Genomic DNA, 18,088 nt, shown 5'->3' with positions numbered 1-18,088 from the left:
ATGCTAAGCCTGTTACCACATCAAAGTTGTAAAGTATTTGGTGGCGATGAATTGCAACCCGCATTTATCTACATAGATACATTTACACTCACATCAGATCTGACAACACAAGGATATCCTTCGGAAAATATTACAGATGCATGGGTGTATGTGGATGGTGTGCAATTGGGCGTGTTTAGAATTCCTGCTGCCATTCCTATTTTGGATACGGGCTTTCATACAATCGTATTTTTTCCCGGCATAAAAATTAATGGCGTTTCAGGAACCGGCGCTATCTATCCTTTCTATTCCGGTTATTCTTATCCAACAGAATTAATTCCATATCAAACAGATACTGTAAAACCCACCACTGCTTATTATACAGATTTAGAATTTATTTTGCTCGAACGTTTTGAAGCAGGTAATGCATTTTCTGAATTACCTGGAAGCGATACTTCTTTATTGATAACTACAGATAGTGCATTAGTCTTTGAAGGCTTGCGCAGTGGAGTTGCTGTTTTAGAAAATTCAACTACTTCTTTGCGCATTGGTACTTCGCCAATGTTGTTTCCTGCCGTCGGACAATTATTATATCTGGAATTAGACTACCGCAACAATATGGAATTTGAAGTTTGGGTTACCGGCAATTATTCAGGTGGTGTACCAATCGGCAGTTATGTAATTACAGTATCTGCTAAAGAAAACTGGAATAAAGTATATATCAATCTGGGTAGTCAAGTAAACCTATTGCAAGCTGAAACTTATAGCATAGAAATCAGAGCCTCAAAACCTTCTACATTAAGCCGTGGTGAAATTTATATTGACAATGTAAAATTGGTCGCATTTTAACAACACATGCGTTTCAGAAAAAAAATAGGCATCATCACTTATATCGTTTTCGATTATGTGATGGCATTTATGGTGTGGTCAGGATTATTTCTGTATCGCAAATTTGTGATTGAAGATTATCCATTCAATATAAATGCACATGTATTAAATGATTCTAAATTTTATTACGGAGCACTGGGAATTCCTCTCATCTGGATAGTAGTATATTTTATATCAGGATTCTATACAGACATTTATCGCAAGAGCAGATTAGCAGAAATTTATAAAACATTTATAGTAACCTTTTTGGGTGTGCTCATTATTTTCTTTTTGTTTTTATTGGATGATTATATTTCTGATTACAGAGATTACTATCCCACTTTTTTCTTATTGTTAGGCGGACAGTTTTTACTTACTACTATTTCCAGAGTAATTATTCTTACGATTGCAAAAGGTCAATTGCAAAGAGGAATAATTGCATACAATACAATAATAATTGGTGGCAATCAACGTGCAGTGAATTTGTATAAAGAAATTACACATTATAAAAAATCATTAGGTTATTCTTTTCAGGGATTTGTAGATATGAATGGAGAATCTGATTCAGAATTAATCAATTTTATTCCTAAGCTTGGCAAGATTCAGCAGTTAGAAGAAATACTGAATGAACGCAATGTGGATGAAGTAATAATCGCTATTGAAAGTTACGATCATCATCAGTTAAATCATATCATGAATATTGTATCATCACAAAATGATGTGGTAGTAAAAATTATTCCCGACATGTACGATATCATGGCGGGCTCTGTAAAAATGAGCAATGTTTTAGGTGCTGTATTAATAGAAATTTATCCGGATCTGATGCCCGGATGGCAGAGATTTATTAAAAGAGGAATAGACATCGTTTCGTCGTGTATTGTTTTTTTATTGCTATGGCCATTGTATGTTTTTATCGCTATTAAAGTGCGGCTCTCTTCCAAAGGACCACTCATATATTCGCAGGAAAGAATTGGTAAAAACGGAAAAGTATTTCTCATTTATAAATTCAGAAGTATGTATGTAGGTGCAGAAGAAAAAGGCCCTGCATTATCCAGTGAAAATGATGAACGTATTACTACATGGGGTCGCATTATGCGCAAGTGGCGTTTTGATGAACTACCGCAATTCTATAATATTTTAAAAGGAGAAATGAGTTTGGTAGGACCAAGGCCTGAACGCAAATTTTATATAGATCAAATAAAAAGTAAAACCCGGATTAACTTCCTGGGGAATGGTAAAATTTGGTTATGCAAGTAATGTGGATCAAATGGTGGAGCGATTAAAATACGATTTGTTATATATCGAAAACATGAGCCTTGCACTGGATTTTAAAATCATGATTTATACTGTGCTTATTATCATCATGCAAGGCAAAGGAAAATAAAATTAAAATCCTGCAAGCAATTGAATATTTTTTGAATTTGTTTTTTTTGAGAAATAAAAATTATGTGTTCTTTCTTGTCTTGAAACAAGAAAGAACCAAAGAAATTCAAGGCTGTACAGTATTTCTTTGAATTCTACACAAGTGAATTTTTTCAGCGCAATACAAGCCGTTTCGCTGCGCTTCACTTCTGTATTGCTTACTGCAAAACCTTGCGCTTCAAATCCCCTTGCTTGAATTCTACAGAAATCCTTTAAGGCCGAGAAACATCCTGCTTATATGGCTATATGTTATATGGAATACTATATTTTGAAAGTTTTCCAAAATGAACGATCGGAGCGTCATTGCCTGCCTTCGGAAGGTAAACTTTTAAGCTTGCCTGCCGAAGGCAGGGGAAGATAAGAGATGGGTCAAATTATACTGATTATTATGCAAGGCAAATGAAAATAACATTAAAATCCCGCAAGCAATTGAATGTTTATTGAATTGAATTTTTGATGAATTTCCATATTATGGGTATAATCATATTCCAACTGAATACGTGTGTTTTTTGTAAAGAACCAACTACCTGCAATAACGTATCTTTTCACACCGTCCATATCCAAATTTATATCATCATTAAAAGTATCTAGTCTTACTACTGCTTGTAATTTATTTTCAATCAACATATAACCTGCGGTAACATACCATCCGCTGCGATTTTTTAAACCAAGACTATCATTGGAATCTTCACCATATAAATATTCCGCTTCCAACAAATATTTTTTATGTTTAAAAGAAACATCACCGCCATATCTTTTTCTTTTTGTTGCAATATTTGGGTTGGCAATAGTTTCACCTGTTCCTGTATAATATCTGCCACTCATCCATAAATTTTTTACCGGTGAAATACGCAATGTTGCTGCAATATCTTTTTCTGTATTATTATCTGTAACGGCTAATCCGGCACCATTATAAATTCCCAAAGTATATTCCATCAATGGACGATTGTTGTTGTGATTATAATTTCCTGTAATCCAAAAACCTAAATCACGGCCATATTGATTACCATAAAAATCTGATGATCTTGCGGCTAGATTTTCATCTAATAATGTGCGGCTGATAGTAGGTAAAGTATAAGGACTATAAAAATTATCATAACAATAAGGAATCTTAGAAGCGCCAAAATGCAAACTCAATAATGGATCTATTTTATATTCCACTTCCGCATTTAAAATGCGAAATGTATTTACTAAATCCATTTGCAAGCGATAAGAAAAGTTGTTAAATATTTCACCGGTAAGATCTAATCGTATTCTGCGCAAATAAAAAGCATCTGGAATTGTTTCTGCATCACTCCATAAAAAACCACCTTGAATTAATCCTTTGAATTGCATGTATTTCCCTACCTGCAAATAATTATCCGGCGGCGTTTCTCCTGAAACATATTTTACATTTAATAAGGCAGTATCTGATTGTGCATTGCTTCGGGTAATGAAACATGTTATTAAAAATACTATTGCAGTTATTGTTTTCAATACAGTAATTTCTATATTACTTTTTTATTATAATGGCCATAACATTAATGTTCCGAAATAAATACAAATCATTAAAATCACAGTAAGTATTCCTCCGGTTTTTATATAGTCAGTAAATTTATATTTACCCGGTCCATACACCAAAATACAGGAAGGCTCGAAAGGTGTGATTAATGAAACAGAAGCAGATAACATTACCGCCACTGCAAAAGTCATAGGATTTAATTGCAGAATTGCTGCAGCACTCAATGCAACAGGCAACACTACTAATGCAGCCGCCGCATTGCTCATGGGCTGCGTAAGTATAACAGTCATCAACATGAAGCCCGCAACAATCCCTGCGCCGCCAAATGGTTGAAAAATATTCACAATAAAATCTGCAAGAAATTTATCAGCACCACTATTTGTCATTGCTGTACCAAATGCAGACATACTACCAATCAACACTAATAATTTCCATTCAATACTTTTATAAATATCATCCGGATGCATTGCTTTAATTAAAACACTCATAACGGCGGCAGCTAAAAATGCAATACTCACAGGTAAAATATTTGCAGCACTACAAATTACTGCAACAACGAAAATACCGAGCATTGCATAACCTCTATTCGTATTATTACTTTTTGATTCATGATTAGCAAGAATAATCAGATCAGTATGTGTTTCAGGATTGCGCAATCTTTTTTCATCAATCTGCACAAGCAGCATATCACCAACTTCCAAAATAATATTCTCCGGTGTATCAATTATATTTTTCCCTGACGATGAATAGCAATTACTGTCATTCCATAATTTCTGCGCAAGTCCGCCTCACTTAATGTTTGTCCATCCAAACCAGAGCGACCGGGAATTACCACTTCCTGTAATTGTACAGATTTATCTAACGTATTAAAATCCGGAATATCTGCCTTTACATCCACTCCAGACATGGTGCGAATATGAAGTAGTTGTTCCACCTTACCTTTTAATAATAACACATCATCTGCTTCAATTCGAATATTCGGTCCGGGAACAAATTGTCTTTTGTTTCTTGTAATGGACAACACTTGAAATCCCATTGATGTCAGCATAGATTCTGCAACAGTTTGATTTTTTATAATTGCATTATCTCTGATAACAATTTCACATAAATATTCACGCAATCCATAGTCTTCTGTAAGCACTTCTGTTTTGCGATCAGGTAATAAATATTTTGCAAAAAAACTTAAATAAATAATAGTGATAACTACCATTACAATTCCAATGGAAGTGAAATCAAACATACCCAATGTCTCATATCCATTTGTTGAGAGATATGCATTTACAGCAACGTTTGTTGATGTGCCTATCAATGTGCAAGTACCTCCTACGATGGATGCGTAGGCAAGCGGCATTAATACTTTTGAATAACTGGTACCTGTTCTTCGTGCAATTGACATCGCCGGATTTATCATCATTGCTGTAACAGAAGTATTATTCATGAATGCAGAAAAAATACTGGTGATAGTTACAAGAGGAAATAAAAACCACTTCTTCATGCCTTTATTATTTTTCATCAACAGCATAGACCATGATTCCAAAACACCACTGCTGTCAATAGCAGTAGTTACTACAAAAATTGCTGCGAGCATAATAATAAAATCGCTGCCAAATGGTGTGAATGCTTCTTTGGGTGTGATAATGCCGAAAACTACCAGCATGATTAAAAGACTTCCACTTACTATATCAACGGGAAATTTTTCTGATGCAAAGGCAGCTACAGCGACAACAAGAAGAAGTAAGACAATCGCTATTTCCATTCAAATAAATTTTGTCAAAAATAAATGTTCTGTTCTAATAATCTACTTCATTGATAGATTATTAAGGAAAAAATAATCATAAACGAGACAGAGAAAATTTTGCTTTGGATGCATCTGCAAGAGATGTGCTATCCAATATTGTTGTAGTAGCTTCCCTCACTTGTTTCATAATAAGCCGTATGTTACAAGTTCTTTCGCTCACACATTCTTCGCAAGGTTGATAGGCAGTTTTACTTACACAAGGTATCGGTGCAAGCGGCCCGTCCAATGCTCGCACTACTTGACCAATCTTAATTTTTGCAGGCGCTTTTGCAAGTGTGTATCCCCCACCCTTTCCCATTTTACTGATTAGAATTCCTTCATTTTTTAATTCCAATAAAATGATTTCAAGAAATTTTCTGGGTATGTTTTCTTGTTCAGCAAGTTCCACAATTAACATGGGTTGCTTACCATATTCTTTTGCTAAACGGAATACTGCCATTAAACCATACTTGGCTTTTTTTGATAACATGCAGCAAAGATTATAAAATAAGCTGAAGAGTATAATATTAAATCATCAATTATTCTTCTTGCAAAAGAGAAGAGGGTTATAAGTAGATTAATTGCTTTTGTCTTTATATTGAATCAATTCTTTTTCTGAATTTGACCTATTATATCTTGTATTTGACCCACCTCTTATCCTCCCTCAAACAGGGAGGACGTTAATGCAGTTGTGCATTCAAATGCATAGTTCTAATTATGATTAAAATAAATAAATATCAAATTGATTTATTCGCTTTAGTAAACTTCACTTTACAGCGGATCTACATCAGTAATTATATCCACTCTTTTAAATGTGCGATGCAAATAAATAATATCATAAGCAGACTTTACTATTTGCTTTGTTGCACTTAATGCTTTCGGTGTATTTTCTACTTTAATAAGTAATTCAATTAAATATCTGTTTCGGATTCTGCCTACGGGAGGAATTGCAGGACCAAGCACTCGTTTTCCTAATTTCTGACGCAGATTATTTGCAAGAAATTCCATAGCAGCATAAGTAAGTTCCTTTTCTTTATGTCGCATTGTAATGCGAATTAATCTTGTGAATGGCGGATAATTAAATTGACGACGTTCATCTAATTCCTTTTCATAAAATCCCGCAACATCATTTTGAATTACACGATTTAATACCGGTTGATTAGTTGCTATTGCCTGTATAATTACTTTTCCTTTTTTATTTTTTCTTCCTGCTCTACCACTCACTTGCATCAACATTTGAAAACCACGTTCTGCTGCTCGGAAGTTGGTGAAATTTAAAAGCTGATCTGCATTTAAAATACCAACAAGATTTACATGATCAAAATCCAATCCTTTGGTAACCATTTGTGTTCCTACTAAAATATCAATTCCGCCTTCTTCAAAATCATGAATAATTCGTTCATGACTATGCTTTCCTTTTGCAGTATCTAAATCCAATCGTGCAATTGTGTTATTGGGAAATATGCCTTGCAATTCATCTTCAATTTTCTCTGTGCCGAAACCCTGAATTAATAATCGTGTACTGCCACAAGCCGGACATGCAGTATAAGTATTTTCCCGATGTCCGCAATAATGACATCGCAATTCATCTTCGTATTTATGATATACCAAATGCACATCGCAATTAATACACGAGGGCGACCAACCACATTGCTGACACATAATAAAAGGAGAATATCCTCTGCGATTTCTAAATATAATTACCTGCTCTTTATTTTGTAAAGTATTTTGAATTGCATCTAATAATATTTGCGAAAAATGCGATTGCATCTTTGCAAGTTTTGTTTGTTCTTTTATATCTACAATCATGATTTCCGGTAATTGCATTCCAGCAAAGCGTTCTGATAATTGCACCAAACCATATTTTCCTTGTTGCGCATTATAGATACTTTCAACAGCAGGTGTTGCAGTTCCTAATAATGTTTTTGCACCAAATAAATTGGCGAGATAAATTGCACTGTCTCTTCCGTGATATCGAGGTGCAGGATCCATTTGCTTATAACTCTGATCATGTTCTTCATCCACAATCACTAAACCTATTTTTATAAAAGGAAGAAATAATGCAGAACGTGCGCCTACAATAATTTTAAATTCACCATGTAATACCCGTTGCCAAATTTCAATGCGTTCGTTTTGATTAAACTTAGAATGATATACGCCGACATCATTTCCAAAATGTTTTTTTAACCGATTAATAATTTGTGCAGTCAATGCAATTTCAGGAAGTAAATACAACACTTGCTCGCCTTTAGCAATATATTCTTTAATCAGCTCAATATAAATTTCTGTTTTACCACTGCCGGTAACTCCATGTAGCAAAACAACATTCTTGGTTTCAAAATTTTCTTTTATTTCTGATAATGTTTTTTGCTGCACTGCTGTTAATTCAAACGATTCTGTTTTTACTTTTTTATCAACCAATCGGCTAACAGATTCTTCTGTTTCAATAAAAACTTTATTCTTCACCATTGTTTGCAAAACTGAAGAAGACACTTCCGATTTTTTCAGCAATCTTGTTTTTGTAATACTGTTTGCATCATGTGTTAATTGAAAATAAGTCATTAATAATGCAAGTTGCTTTGGTGCTTTTTCCAGTTTCTGAAATAACTCTTTAGCCGCTTCTTCATCATCCACATAAATTGGATTTAATCGAATTACTTTTTGTGTTTTTTCTTTATAGGTTTCTTTTAATTCTTCTTTAATAAAAGCAATACCTTTTTCAATTAAACCTTTCATTACAGGTTGCACACTTTTCTGTTGTAATATCTGCTGAATATCTTTCAGCGACAATTCATTTTTAATAGTAAGTGCTTCTGCAATTAAATATTCTTTATCATTCAATTGCGCCGAATCAATCTCCTTTTCATTATCCAAAACCAAAATTGTTTCACTGCTTAATTTATACGGCGCAGGTAAAGCAGCATTCATCACATCACCCATTGCACACATATAATAATTGGCCATCCATTGCCAAAAATCCAATTGTGTTTTATTTACTATTTGCAAATGATCGGGCAAGGATAAAATTTCTTTCACAGCATATCCCTTCGGCTGTTGATTATGCACCTTGCCCACCACACCCGTATACAATTTATTGCGAAACTGCACCTCCACCCGAGTACCCGGCTTCACCGCATTGTACATCGTTTGCGGAATTGAATATGTATAATTCTTTTCCAATGCAAAAGGCAGGATGATATCAGCAAATAACAAATCAGACATTACGATTCAAAATAAATGTATTTAATTTACCCGATGAAAAATGAGTTCCCAACGATTGTGATTACCGGTGCCACCAAAGGTATTGGTAAAGCTACAGCCGAATTATTTGCAACTAAAGGATTCAATATTGCTTTTTGTGCACGCAATGCTAACGATGTTGCAGAAGTAGCGGACGCATTACAGAAAATAAATCCGGCTGTAACAGTTATTTCCAAAACCTGCGATGTTTCGAATAAAAGTGAAGCAATGGATTTCTGCAATTATGTTTTAGAACATTGTAAGCGTATAGATATTCTTGTAAATAATGCGGGCACTTTTATTCCGGGGAATATTTATGATGAAGAAGAAGGTGTATTAGAAAAAACAATTGACACCAATTTATTAAGTGCATATAATATCAGCCGGCAAATATTAAAAAGAATGTTGCCACAGAAATCCGGACATATATTTAATCTGTGTTCTGTTGCGAGTATTGGTGCTTATGAAGGAGGTGGTTCTTATGCAATTTCAAAAGCAGGCTTATTGGGTTTTTCAAAAAACCTGCGCCATGAATTAAAAGAAAAACAAATTAAAGTAACCGCATTAATTGTAGGCGCCACATATACCGCATCCTGGGAAGGCGCCACCGATTTTCCGATTGAAAGATTTATTCCTGCGGAAGATATTGCGAAAATTATTTTCAATGCGTATGATACTTCTGCAAGTACGGTGATAGAAGAAATTTTAATTCGTCCGCAATTGGGGGATATTTGAGAATTGGGGAATCGGGGAAATGTCGAATTGTTGAATCGTCGAATCGGAAAATGTAGAACTGAAAAGTGTAATTGTTGAATCGTTTCTCCACGGTTGGCGTCCTCGCCAAACCGTAAAAGATTCCCGCATTATTTAAATATATAACGTATTAAATTTTCATAATTAAGTGTTTAACATATCATTACTTGTTTTAGTAATAAATAGATAATAAATTTTTATTTATTAATCGGATTGGCGGTAAACCGAGGAGAATAGAAAATAGCATATCGCAATCTAAAATCTAATTATTGATTTTCTGTACACCACATCTTTTTCACTTAACTCCAAAATATAGTATCCATTTGGCAAGGCAGGGAATTGTAATTTTAACTGATCGCCTGATAACGTTTGAGATGAAGACCAAACATCTTGTCCGGACAGATATAGCAAACGACAATGATAACGACCGGGTTTAAGATTAGAAATTGTAAGCTCTGTTCTGAATGGGTTGGGATAGACAAAACAACTAGTTGAATTAAGGCTTGTTTCTATGCTTAAACCAGGTGCTCCTAAACACAACAGTTGTTGAATGCTTACTCCCAAAGCATCAGTTTTTTTTACATGCAAATATATAGCATCAGATGTAACCAACATTGTCCCGGATTCGGGATGTGTTGTAAACCCATCCTTCAATGTATCAATGTTGTAATTATTCAATTCATCTACAGTTACGAAATATGCTTGGCTTGTGCTTGATCCGTCATATGGGTAAAAGTGGTAATGATGTTTCCAATCTTGACTCACTCCGTGAGATCCTAAACTAGGTAAATTTGGAATGTCCGTCAGAGTAAATGATCGAGTATTTAATATGAGAAGGTTACTATCTAGTTCGGTCAAAATAAACAGCTTACTTCCATCAATTTTACTAAGGTATTCTGATGATAAAAATCTGTTTGCAATAGTACTTTTAATTAAACTTAAATTCACTCCATAGGCATTACTTGGTCCTGATATGGGTTGAATTACAGGATCAAATCCCAAAGTGTACACTTGATTATAAACAAACGAATAAAGTCCATCATCACTTGATTTTGGAGTTGCATCATAGATAGATCCATTAAATTGTATAGGCTCAGTGGTTGCCATACCACCGTAGAATGTGGTAGCAACTTCCACAGGCCATTCAGAAATTGACTCCTGTATTACTACCCCATTTCTATTTACGACATAAACATATAATGCTTCTGTCTTATCGTGTATAAAATGTAATCCGTTTGATTCAGTCAATGAAAAATTTTGTCCACCAGAAGAACGAGGTATTTGTATTATGGGGAGTGCCACACCATCAATATTCCAGCTATGGATACTAAAAATAGGGTCTATAAATGGTGCGCCTGAAGTTGCAGTAAGTGCAAATAACGTATCCTCGGAAATAGATAATGATTGAGAAGTAATTCCCCCTAAAGAATCAGGCAATATCTTTTCCCAAATAATTTCATAATCACTTGAAATAACCGAAATTGCAATGCGCCCAGCACCATAATAAGTTATGCTACCAGAAACAACTTTATAATCTTCCCAATAAACAATCTGATCAATATTGAGGTACTTCACTGTATCCGAATGAGCTACAAGATTCTCCTGGCTGAATTCCCCAGACGGATCGACCTGCCAAAAAACAAGGGCGCTTTGAAAATAATTTATCCCCATTACCTGTATGCCATCCTCTGTCTCAGTTAAACTAAATATATCTAAATCATTTTCTAATATCTTAGACCAGCGTATATCTACCTGTGTAAAACATAAATATGGCAGTAACAAAAGTTGTATTAGTAACAATCTATTCCACTTCATAGATATCTACATTTATATTTTTTAAATTGCCTCTAAAAAAAAGCCTTACAAATTTATAACTTGAACTCTCGTCGGTCATTGTTAGGGTATAATAATAACTTGAAAATATTGGATCATCAATAATTGTTTCTTCTCTCCATAATCCCCACCGTGTCAGCAGGTTCCTCAAACCATAGCCTTGTGCGTTAGCCTTTGAGAACCTGCGTAAATAACAACTATACGCAGATTCCCGCAGGCAGCCGCACAAATGCCAAATGCGGGGAATCTGCTGAGACATTTAGTCAAAATTGTTTTTGCATTTTTAGCCCCGATAGCAGTGGAAAGCCCGCACCCCGTTTTTCACGGGGCCCCGATAGCTCCTATGTTTGCCATTAATTATTTTAGTAGAAAATAAGTGAAGAAGAATGAGAGTACATCGATGGCTAAGTAGCTCGTGAAGTATACTGTCCGATAGATACCACCTCATTCTTTTTTTCTCTTTGAGTTTGAACAGAATGTAAGGAATAATGCAACTTCATTATATCCAGAATATCCAACTAGGAGACAAAACGATGAGAGATTTTCACTTAATTAATTCAACCAAATTATTTAAAAATGGAAATCGTAAAACAAGTACTAGGCGTAGATGTAGCCCAAAAGGAACTGGTGGTATCCTTAGGCCGTATTTTTAATGACCTTTCAAAAGAAGTGTATGCTCACAAGGTTTTTAGCAACAAAGCAAGTGGAATTATGGCATTATTAAAGTGGGTAAAAAAAAATAGCCTTGAAAATGTGGATGTACATTTTGTTATGGAAGCCACGGGTGTATATCATGAAAAGCTTGCCTATTTTTTAGATGAAAAAGGGTATAGTGTAAGTATTGTATTGCCTAATAAAATAAGTAATTACATGCGCACCCTTGAAACTAAAACCATAACAGACAAAACCTGTTCTCATGCCATTACACTCTTTGGTTTAGAAAGACAGTTAGATACTTGGCAACGGCCTAAAGCAATCTACAAGTGTTTACTTCAGCTGACCCGGGAACGTGATCAGATAGTGGCAGAACGTAGCATGGTTAAAAATCAACTACATGCTGAACAAGTAGAAGCCCTACCCAATTTAAGAAGTATAAAGCGATTAAAACAACGCATTAAATTTTTGAACCAACAAGAACAAGAAATTAAAAACGACATTGATGTGAGTCTGGAAGAGGAAAAAGATATACAAGCACAAATTAAAAATATCACCACTATACCAGGTGTAGGAAAGTTAACGGCAGTAATAGTGCTAGCCGAAACTAACGGTTTTGAATTAATCCGAAACAAAAAACAATTGAGTAGTTATGCAGGGTTTGATATTAAAGAGAAGCAGTCTGGAACTTCTATAAAAAGCAAACCACGTATATCAAAAAAAGGCAACAGGCATTTACGCAAAGCAATGCATCTACCCTCATTGTCTACTGTAAAACATGATGAAAATTATAAGGAGGTTTATAAAAGAATAGTGTCTAAGCACGGAATAAAAATGAAAGCACTTATCGCAATTCAACGAAAGATGTTGGAATTAATTTATACACTATACAAGAACAAAACCAGCTATTGTAAGGAATATATAGAAACTAAAAGAGGGCAACTAATGGAAGTTGCTCCTCTTACAAACTAGCTTTAAGCCGTTTTAAAATTCAAAAATAAAATTAATATTTATTTGGAAATTAACACAGAATCTATCGGGGTGGAACGGATAGCGAGAAATAGCTCCTAATTTTTTTTCTTATTTATCAATTGGTATGAGCCCTAACAGATAGGAGAAATTGCATAATTTATTTACCCACTTTCACCACTTTGTAATAAAAGCATAAATACATTCTGTAACATCAGCAGTACGCAAAAAATGAACTGAATCTTACTTCGGTTTTTTTACCTTTAATTAAACAAACAAATATTTATTATGAAAAAATTTACTCCTTACGTGGTTTTAACTATTTTATGTACATGGTTAAACCCTGTGCTTACCAGTGCACAGTTTACTCCAAACTGGTATGAAGAACGTGACTTAGGCAGTTATGCTGTAGGTAGAATAATTCAGGCAGATTTGGATGAAGCAACCGGCGAAACAAGTGTATATACTGCAGCTTCAGCCGGCACTTATGATGCTATGAATGTTACACGCCGTACAAATGAAGGGGATTTAGTCTGGTCCAAGAATATAAATAATGCCGGGTATTCAAGCTGGTCGCCATCCGCAATGCATATAGATGATGCAGGCAATGTTATTGTTTCCGGACAAGTGTATAATACCGATGAAATGATTTACGAGTTATTTATCCTTTCCTATAGTTCCGGGGGTGGTTTTAACTGGGCACAGTTTATTAATGAGGATGATAGCTATTCTTACTTTATAGGAATGGAACCCGGTGCTGATGGTGATAATGTGTATATAGCCGCATGGACTTATAATTATGTTGGGGCTACTTATACATCTGAACTGCGATTGTATTCTGTGCTATTGGCAGATGGTACAGTTGAATGGGATGCAGTGCATATACCCGGCGACACGTATTCCTATTTTTACGATATGGTTGCCGGTAGTACCGGCGTTTATTTCACAGGTTACTTACAAGATGTAGATTATAGTTATGATATGCAAACTATAAAATTTGATACTGAAGGTAATTACGAATGGACACAATTATTTGAAGCGGATACTGCCTTTGAATTTAATTTTGGATATGCACTTGCAATTAATAATAGCGGAAATTTAGTTGTTGCCGGCTCAAGCGGTTCGGGTAGTATAATTACAATTGTTTACCATCCGGATGGAACACTCTTAAATGCCACAGAACAGAATTTTGGTGCATCAGCTTATATCTTCCAGAATATGTTACTGAAAGATAATGGACCAGGTTCTACCTATTTTGCAGCCTCAGTGTATAAAAATGGGGCGTATGGTATTTATGTAGCTCGATTAAATGAAGACGGAAGCACCGCATGGCAGAAAAAAGTAGATGGTCAGACTCTGGTTGATCTGGAAGTACCTGAAGACATGGAAGGTTGCTATATTGTAGTTTCTGAATATGTAGATACTATCTATAATTATGTACCCTCTCTATTTATGTTTGACCCATCAGGAAACAAGATAGGTGAAATGTTGTCTCCGCTCAAAGGATATTACTCAGTAGCGGATTTTTCAACACTTAATGGTTCGGAGTTTTACATAACAGGACAAAAGCAGAATCCTGATTATAGTTATCATGAAATTACTTCACGCTGGGATTTGGATGCTGTAATGCGTTTAGCAAATAAGTCTGATGTGGCGTTGAATATATTCCCTAATCCTGCTTCTGATTTTGTTTACGTAAAAACAGATTTTGAAGAAATGCAAATTGAATTAATAGATATAAATGGCCGTGTTGTACAACAGTATAATGGAAGCTTTGAGATAGCACTTGATGTGTCTGATTTATCAGCAGGTGTTTATATGCTGAGAATTATTTCTGATAATAAAGAAACACTTACACCTTTTGTAAAAGAATAAAATTACAATGCCGGCATAAAAAATATGTCGGCATTTTTTTATTAACCCATTGAAATAATCATTGCTTTACTGTTAATTATTTTGGGCTATCGGTTGGTAAGGATAATTACAAATACCGAAAATTAGTTAGAATTTAAAAATCCTGTACGCCGTATTCGGCCGCTTCTGCTTTGCGTTTTTTGTATCCTCTCCAGAATAAAAAAACAATAACTATGAATGCGATATATGGAAATGAGACGAGATATAATATTCCCTGATTAAGGCCCGGTGCCGGTGGGTCTGAGGCTTGACTACCACTTTCGGCAGTAATCTTACACATGGCACATTGTGCTTCTGCTGAGTTCGCAAAAAATAGTATTGCAACAACAAATACAATTAAAGTGATGTATTTAAATTTCATGTTATACAAATTTAAGCATAGTAAGGTGAAATCATAAAATAAACAATAACTCCTGTGAATGATACATATAACCAAATGGGTAATGTAATACGGGCAATGCGTTTATGTTTATCAAATCGTTGTGATAAAGCTCTGGAGAGTGTTATTAAAATAAACGGTAATACCAATGCTGCAAGAACAATATGTGTAAGCAAAATAAAATAATATATATACTTAATAATTCCTTCGCCACCGTATTTTGTAGATTCTGTTGCAGCATGATAAAACACATAACTAATAAGAAACAATCCCGAAAGAGAAAAAGCGGAAATCATACAATACTTATGCTGACGAATTTTATTATGTCGGATAAAATAATAACCGCTTAACAATAAAATAAAAACACAGGAATTAAGAAAAGCATGGAATTTTGGTAGAAAAGAAACATCTACATTTAAATGCACCACCGGACTGTAAAATAAAAATGCAATTAATGCAGGAACGGCAATACTGATTATAATAATCCATTTACTTACACTTCTTTCATTCATAATCGAACACTGCTTTTATATAACAGATAGCGAATATCCTGAATCATTAAATCCACTTCTGCACTATCCAGTCCATTATAAAAACCACGAATCATTCTATCCTGATCTACCAAAATAAATTTTTGTGAATGATTAACAATTGATTTTTCATCATTTAAAACCGATTGCATATAACCCTGTTCGCCCAAAGAATAAATTTCTTTTTTATTACCCGTCATTAAATACCAAGTGTTTTTGTTTGCTTTAAATTTTAATGCAAAATCTTGCAACACAGGTATAGAATCATTTTCGGGATCGAGAGAATAAGAAAGAATCTTGAATGAAGAATCATTGTCAAAAGTTTGTTGCACTCTTGTTAATTGACTGCTCATCATCGGGCAGGCGGCTTCACAAGAAGTGTAAAAAAAATCAGCTACATATACTTTACCTGCAACATCTTTTTCAGTAATTATTTTACCCGCTTGATTTACAAAACTAAATGCAGGTACTTGTTTAATTGGTTCGTGTAATAAATCGGATGAAGTGAGTCCATCAGCAAATTTTGTGGTAGCATCTCTTCTGTCTGCATAAGGCAAATACACAAAAATGAAAAACATAACAAATGCTACACCTATTACTCCCCAAATTAAAATTGTTTTATTGCGATTCATATTTTTTATCTATCAGAAAAAGTATGTCGTTATATAAATCAGAATATTGCAGTTCATCAAAAATATTATAACATCCTCTTACAATTCCATTCTTATCAATAAGCAATACATTTTCAGGACAAGAAAGGTTTGAATTTAGGATACCTTCTTTTTGCAGATATTGATTATAAGATTGCAGCACAGGATTAAATGTTGTAATAGTATCATGCACTACATGCCATTGATCACGGGCAGCATAACGGGTAGCATATTCTTCAAGATCGGTATTAATATAAAGAGAGTCTGTAATTAAAGAAATAAAACGCAAGCTTAAAGTCTTGGTATTATAATCCTCCTGCAATTCAAATAATGGATGTGTTATTTTTTCAGGATCATCTTTGCATTTGGCAGAAAACAATTCCAGAACAATAACTTTACCATGCATTTTATCCGAAGTAATTGTATCACCTCTATGCGAAATAAAATAAAACGTTGGGAAAGTGTAACCAATGGAATCATACATTGCACTTGCATGCACATTCCTGCGAACTTCAGCCCCGGACTTAACGCTTAAGTAACTAAGTATTGGTAATACAATTATGATTGCAAGAATGCCTGCAAAGATGAAATGCCGTTTCTTGAACATGCAATATTATTTCCACAATTCTCGTGCACTCAGCCAATAACTTCCTTCCCAAAGAAATGAAACTATTGCCCAAATCAGGAAAATAAAAGGTGCAATAATACTTACCGCCATAGGTTTCAATTCGTACTTCAAGTGCATAAATTCACTCATGATATAGTAGGCTTTCGCAGCACTGAGTACCACGAATAAAATATCCAACCACCATCTCGGACTTTCCGGAATATAGAAATAATGAATAAGCGCCGCAGCAATTTCAAAAGCAGTTACAAAAGCAAGAATATAACAAACTTGCCAAACTTTTTTGCAGCCTCTTCATGTGTTAAAGTACTCATGCGTTCTGTTTTTTTATAGTAAGTAAAATGCAAGGAAAACAAACACCCAAACTAAATCAACAAAGTGCCAGTATAATCCTAATTTTTCAATCATTTCATAATGTCCACGGCGTTCAAATACTCCTAAAAATACCATTGAGAATGCCCATGTATTTAACAACACGCCCACACTCACATGCAATCCGTGGAAACCGGTAATCACAAAAAATAATTGACCGAAACTTTGCGCACCAAATGGATTGCCTTTCAGATTCATTCCTTCATGAATTAAGTGTGTCCATTCAAAAGCCTGACTTCCCACGAACACTAATCCGCCAAGGATAGTCCAGCCTAACCAGAACAATACACCTTTGCGATTCATGGCATGCCCTTCCTGAACTGCACGAACCATGGTAACACTGGAAAGAATCAGCGTAAAAGTCATGAAGGTTACAAACACCAAAGGTGCATGTGCTTCAAAAAAGGTACGCCATTAAATACTTCATTTGGATCCGGCCAGCTATAAGGATTTGTAGGATCATGCGCAGGATGACTTGTGCGAATAGCGCCATAAGAAATCAGCAGTCCGGCAAAAGTAAATGTGTCTGAAATCAAAAAGTACCACATCATTATTTTTCCATAGCTGGAACCAAATGGTGATTCTCCTCCACTCCAGAGTTCGTTAGGGTTTGATTGCATGGT

16 protein-coding genes and 2 pseudogenes are annotated in these 18,088 nt (G+C 34.8%); 5 read left to right on the top strand and 13 right to left on the bottom strand.

The window, feature by feature from the left end; all coding sequences use genetic code 11:
• Together IPN31_06100 and IPN31_06095 are read left to right on the top strand one after the other, a co-directional pair.
• The gene (locus IPN31_06100) at nucleotides 1–828 is read left to right on the top strand and encodes a hypothetical protein (protein MBK8681465.1); all 828 of its coding nucleotides are present in this window, start codon (nucleotides 1–3) and stop codon (nucleotides 826–828) included.
• A gap of 6 nt (nucleotides 829–834) precedes the next feature.
• A pseudogene (locus IPN31_06095) lies at nucleotides 835–2,230 on the top strand (sugar transferase).
• 449 nt (nucleotides 2,231–2,679) lie between these two features.
• Here IPN31_06095 and IPN31_06090 read toward each other — a convergent pair.
• The 5 genes from IPN31_06090 to priA all read right to left on the bottom strand — a co-directional run bounded on the left by IPN31_06090 (nucleotide 2,680) and on the right by priA (nucleotide 8,759).
• Entirely contained in the window at nucleotides 2,680–3,744 is a 1,065-nt protein-coding gene (locus tag IPN31_06090; protein ID MBK8681464.1) for a hypothetical protein, read from the bottom strand.
• Nucleotides 3,745–3,771: 27 nt separating this feature from the next.
• Nucleotides 3,772–4,470, bottom strand: coding sequence for an anion permease (locus tag IPN31_06085; GenBank protein ID MBK8681463.1), 699 nt, complete (start codon nucleotides 4,468–4,470; stop codon nucleotides 3,772–3,774).
• A 23-nt stretch (nucleotides 4,471–4,493) separates the two neighbouring features.
• A complete protein-coding gene (locus IPN31_06080; protein ID MBK8681462.1) occupies nucleotides 4,494–5,525 on the bottom strand; it encodes an SLC13 family permease in 1,032 nt (343 codons plus the stop codon).
• A 76-nt stretch (nucleotides 5,526–5,601) separates the two neighbouring features.
• On the bottom strand, nucleotides 5,602–6,036 hold the full coding sequence (locus IPN31_06075) for an Rrf2 family transcriptional regulator (GenBank protein ID MBK8681461.1): 435 nt from the start codon (nucleotides 6,034–6,036) through the stop codon (nucleotides 5,602–5,604).
• Between the two features lie 281 nt (nucleotides 6,037–6,317).
• On the bottom strand, nucleotides 6,318–8,759 hold the full coding sequence (priA, locus tag IPN31_06070; GenBank protein ID MBK8681460.1) for a primosomal protein N': 2,442 nt from the start codon (nucleotides 8,757–8,759) through the stop codon (nucleotides 6,318–6,320).
• A gap of 42 nt (nucleotides 8,760–8,801) precedes the next feature.
• On the opposite strand from priA, the gene IPN31_06065 reads away from it, so the two are divergent.
• Nucleotides 8,802–9,521 carry an SDR family oxidoreductase gene (locus tag IPN31_06065; protein MBK8681459.1) on the top strand — a complete coding sequence of 240 codons (720 nt, stop codon included), beginning with the start codon at nucleotides 8,802–8,804 and terminating at the stop codon, nucleotides 9,519–9,521.
• 273 nt (nucleotides 9,522–9,794) lie between these two features.
• Here the strand turns inward: IPN31_06065 and IPN31_06060 are convergent, their stop codons facing one another.
• Nucleotides 9,795–11,114 carry a T9SS type A sorting domain-containing protein gene (locus tag IPN31_06060; protein ID MBK8681458.1) on the bottom strand — a complete coding sequence of 440 codons (1,320 nt, stop codon included), beginning with the start codon at nucleotides 11,112–11,114 and terminating at the stop codon, nucleotides 9,795–9,797.
• A 226-nt stretch (nucleotides 11,115–11,340) separates the two neighbouring features.
• The gene (locus IPN31_06055) at nucleotides 11,341–11,631 is read right to left on the bottom strand and encodes a hypothetical protein (GenBank protein ID MBK8681457.1); all 291 of its coding nucleotides are present in this window, start codon (nucleotides 11,629–11,631) and stop codon (nucleotides 11,341–11,343) included.
• 317 nt (nucleotides 11,632–11,948) lie between these two features.
• Between IPN31_06055 and IPN31_06050 the strand changes: the two genes are divergently transcribed.
• Nucleotides 11,949–12,998: an IS110 family transposase gene (locus tag IPN31_06050; GenBank protein MBK8681456.1), complete on the top strand. Its 1,050-nt coding sequence runs from the start codon at nucleotides 11,949–11,951 to the stop codon at nucleotides 12,996–12,998.
• A 285-nt stretch (nucleotides 12,999–13,283) separates the two neighbouring features.
• Nucleotides 13,284–14,870, top strand: a complete 1,587-nt coding sequence (locus IPN31_06045; GenBank protein ID MBK8681455.1) for a T9SS type A sorting domain-containing protein — start codon at nucleotides 13,284–13,286, stop codon at nucleotides 14,868–14,870.
• A 133-nt stretch (nucleotides 14,871–15,003) separates the two neighbouring features.
• Here the strand turns inward: IPN31_06045 and IPN31_06040 are convergent, their stop codons facing one another.
• The 6 genes and pseudogenes from IPN31_06040 to IPN31_06015 form a co-directional block, all read right to left on the bottom strand.
• Entirely contained in the window at nucleotides 15,004–15,270 is a 267-nt protein-coding gene (locus tag IPN31_06040) for a hypothetical protein (GenBank protein MBK8681454.1), read from the bottom strand.
• Nucleotides 15,271–15,281: 11 nt separating this feature from the next.
• Nucleotides 15,282–15,800 (bottom strand): DUF420 domain-containing protein, encoded by a 519-nt coding sequence (locus tag IPN31_06035; protein ID MBK8681453.1) that lies wholly within the window; start codon nucleotides 15,798–15,800, stop codon nucleotides 15,282–15,284.
• Nucleotides 15,797–16,450 (bottom strand): SCO family protein, encoded by a 654-nt coding sequence (locus IPN31_06030; GenBank protein ID MBK8681452.1) that lies wholly within the window; start codon nucleotides 16,448–16,450, stop codon nucleotides 15,797–15,799. The genes IPN31_06035 and IPN31_06030 overlap by 4 nt, the downstream gene beginning before the upstream one ends.
• A complete protein-coding gene (locus tag IPN31_06025) occupies nucleotides 16,437–17,075 on the bottom strand; it encodes a hypothetical protein (protein ID MBK8681451.1) in 639 nt (212 codons plus the stop codon). The genes IPN31_06030 and IPN31_06025 overlap by 14 nt, the downstream gene beginning before the upstream one ends.
• A gap of 6 nt (nucleotides 17,076–17,081) precedes the next feature.
• Nucleotides 17,082–17,354 (bottom strand): cytochrome C oxidase subunit IV family protein, encoded by a 273-nt coding sequence (locus IPN31_06020; GenBank protein ID MBK8681450.1) that lies wholly within the window; start codon nucleotides 17,352–17,354, stop codon nucleotides 17,082–17,084.
• Between the two features lie 66 nt (nucleotides 17,355–17,420).
• Nucleotides 17,421–18,085, bottom strand: a pseudogene (locus IPN31_06015) (cytochrome c oxidase subunit 3).
• Nucleotides 18,086–18,088 lie beyond the last annotated feature (3 nt).

This window comes from Bacteroidota bacterium (assembly GCA_016715425.1).
Lineage (GTDB): Bacteria > Bacteroidota > Bacteroidia > Chitinophagales > BACL12 > JADKAC01.
The sequence above is the reverse complement of the archived record's forward strand: the minus strand, read 5'-3'. Positions and strand labels throughout refer to the sequence as shown.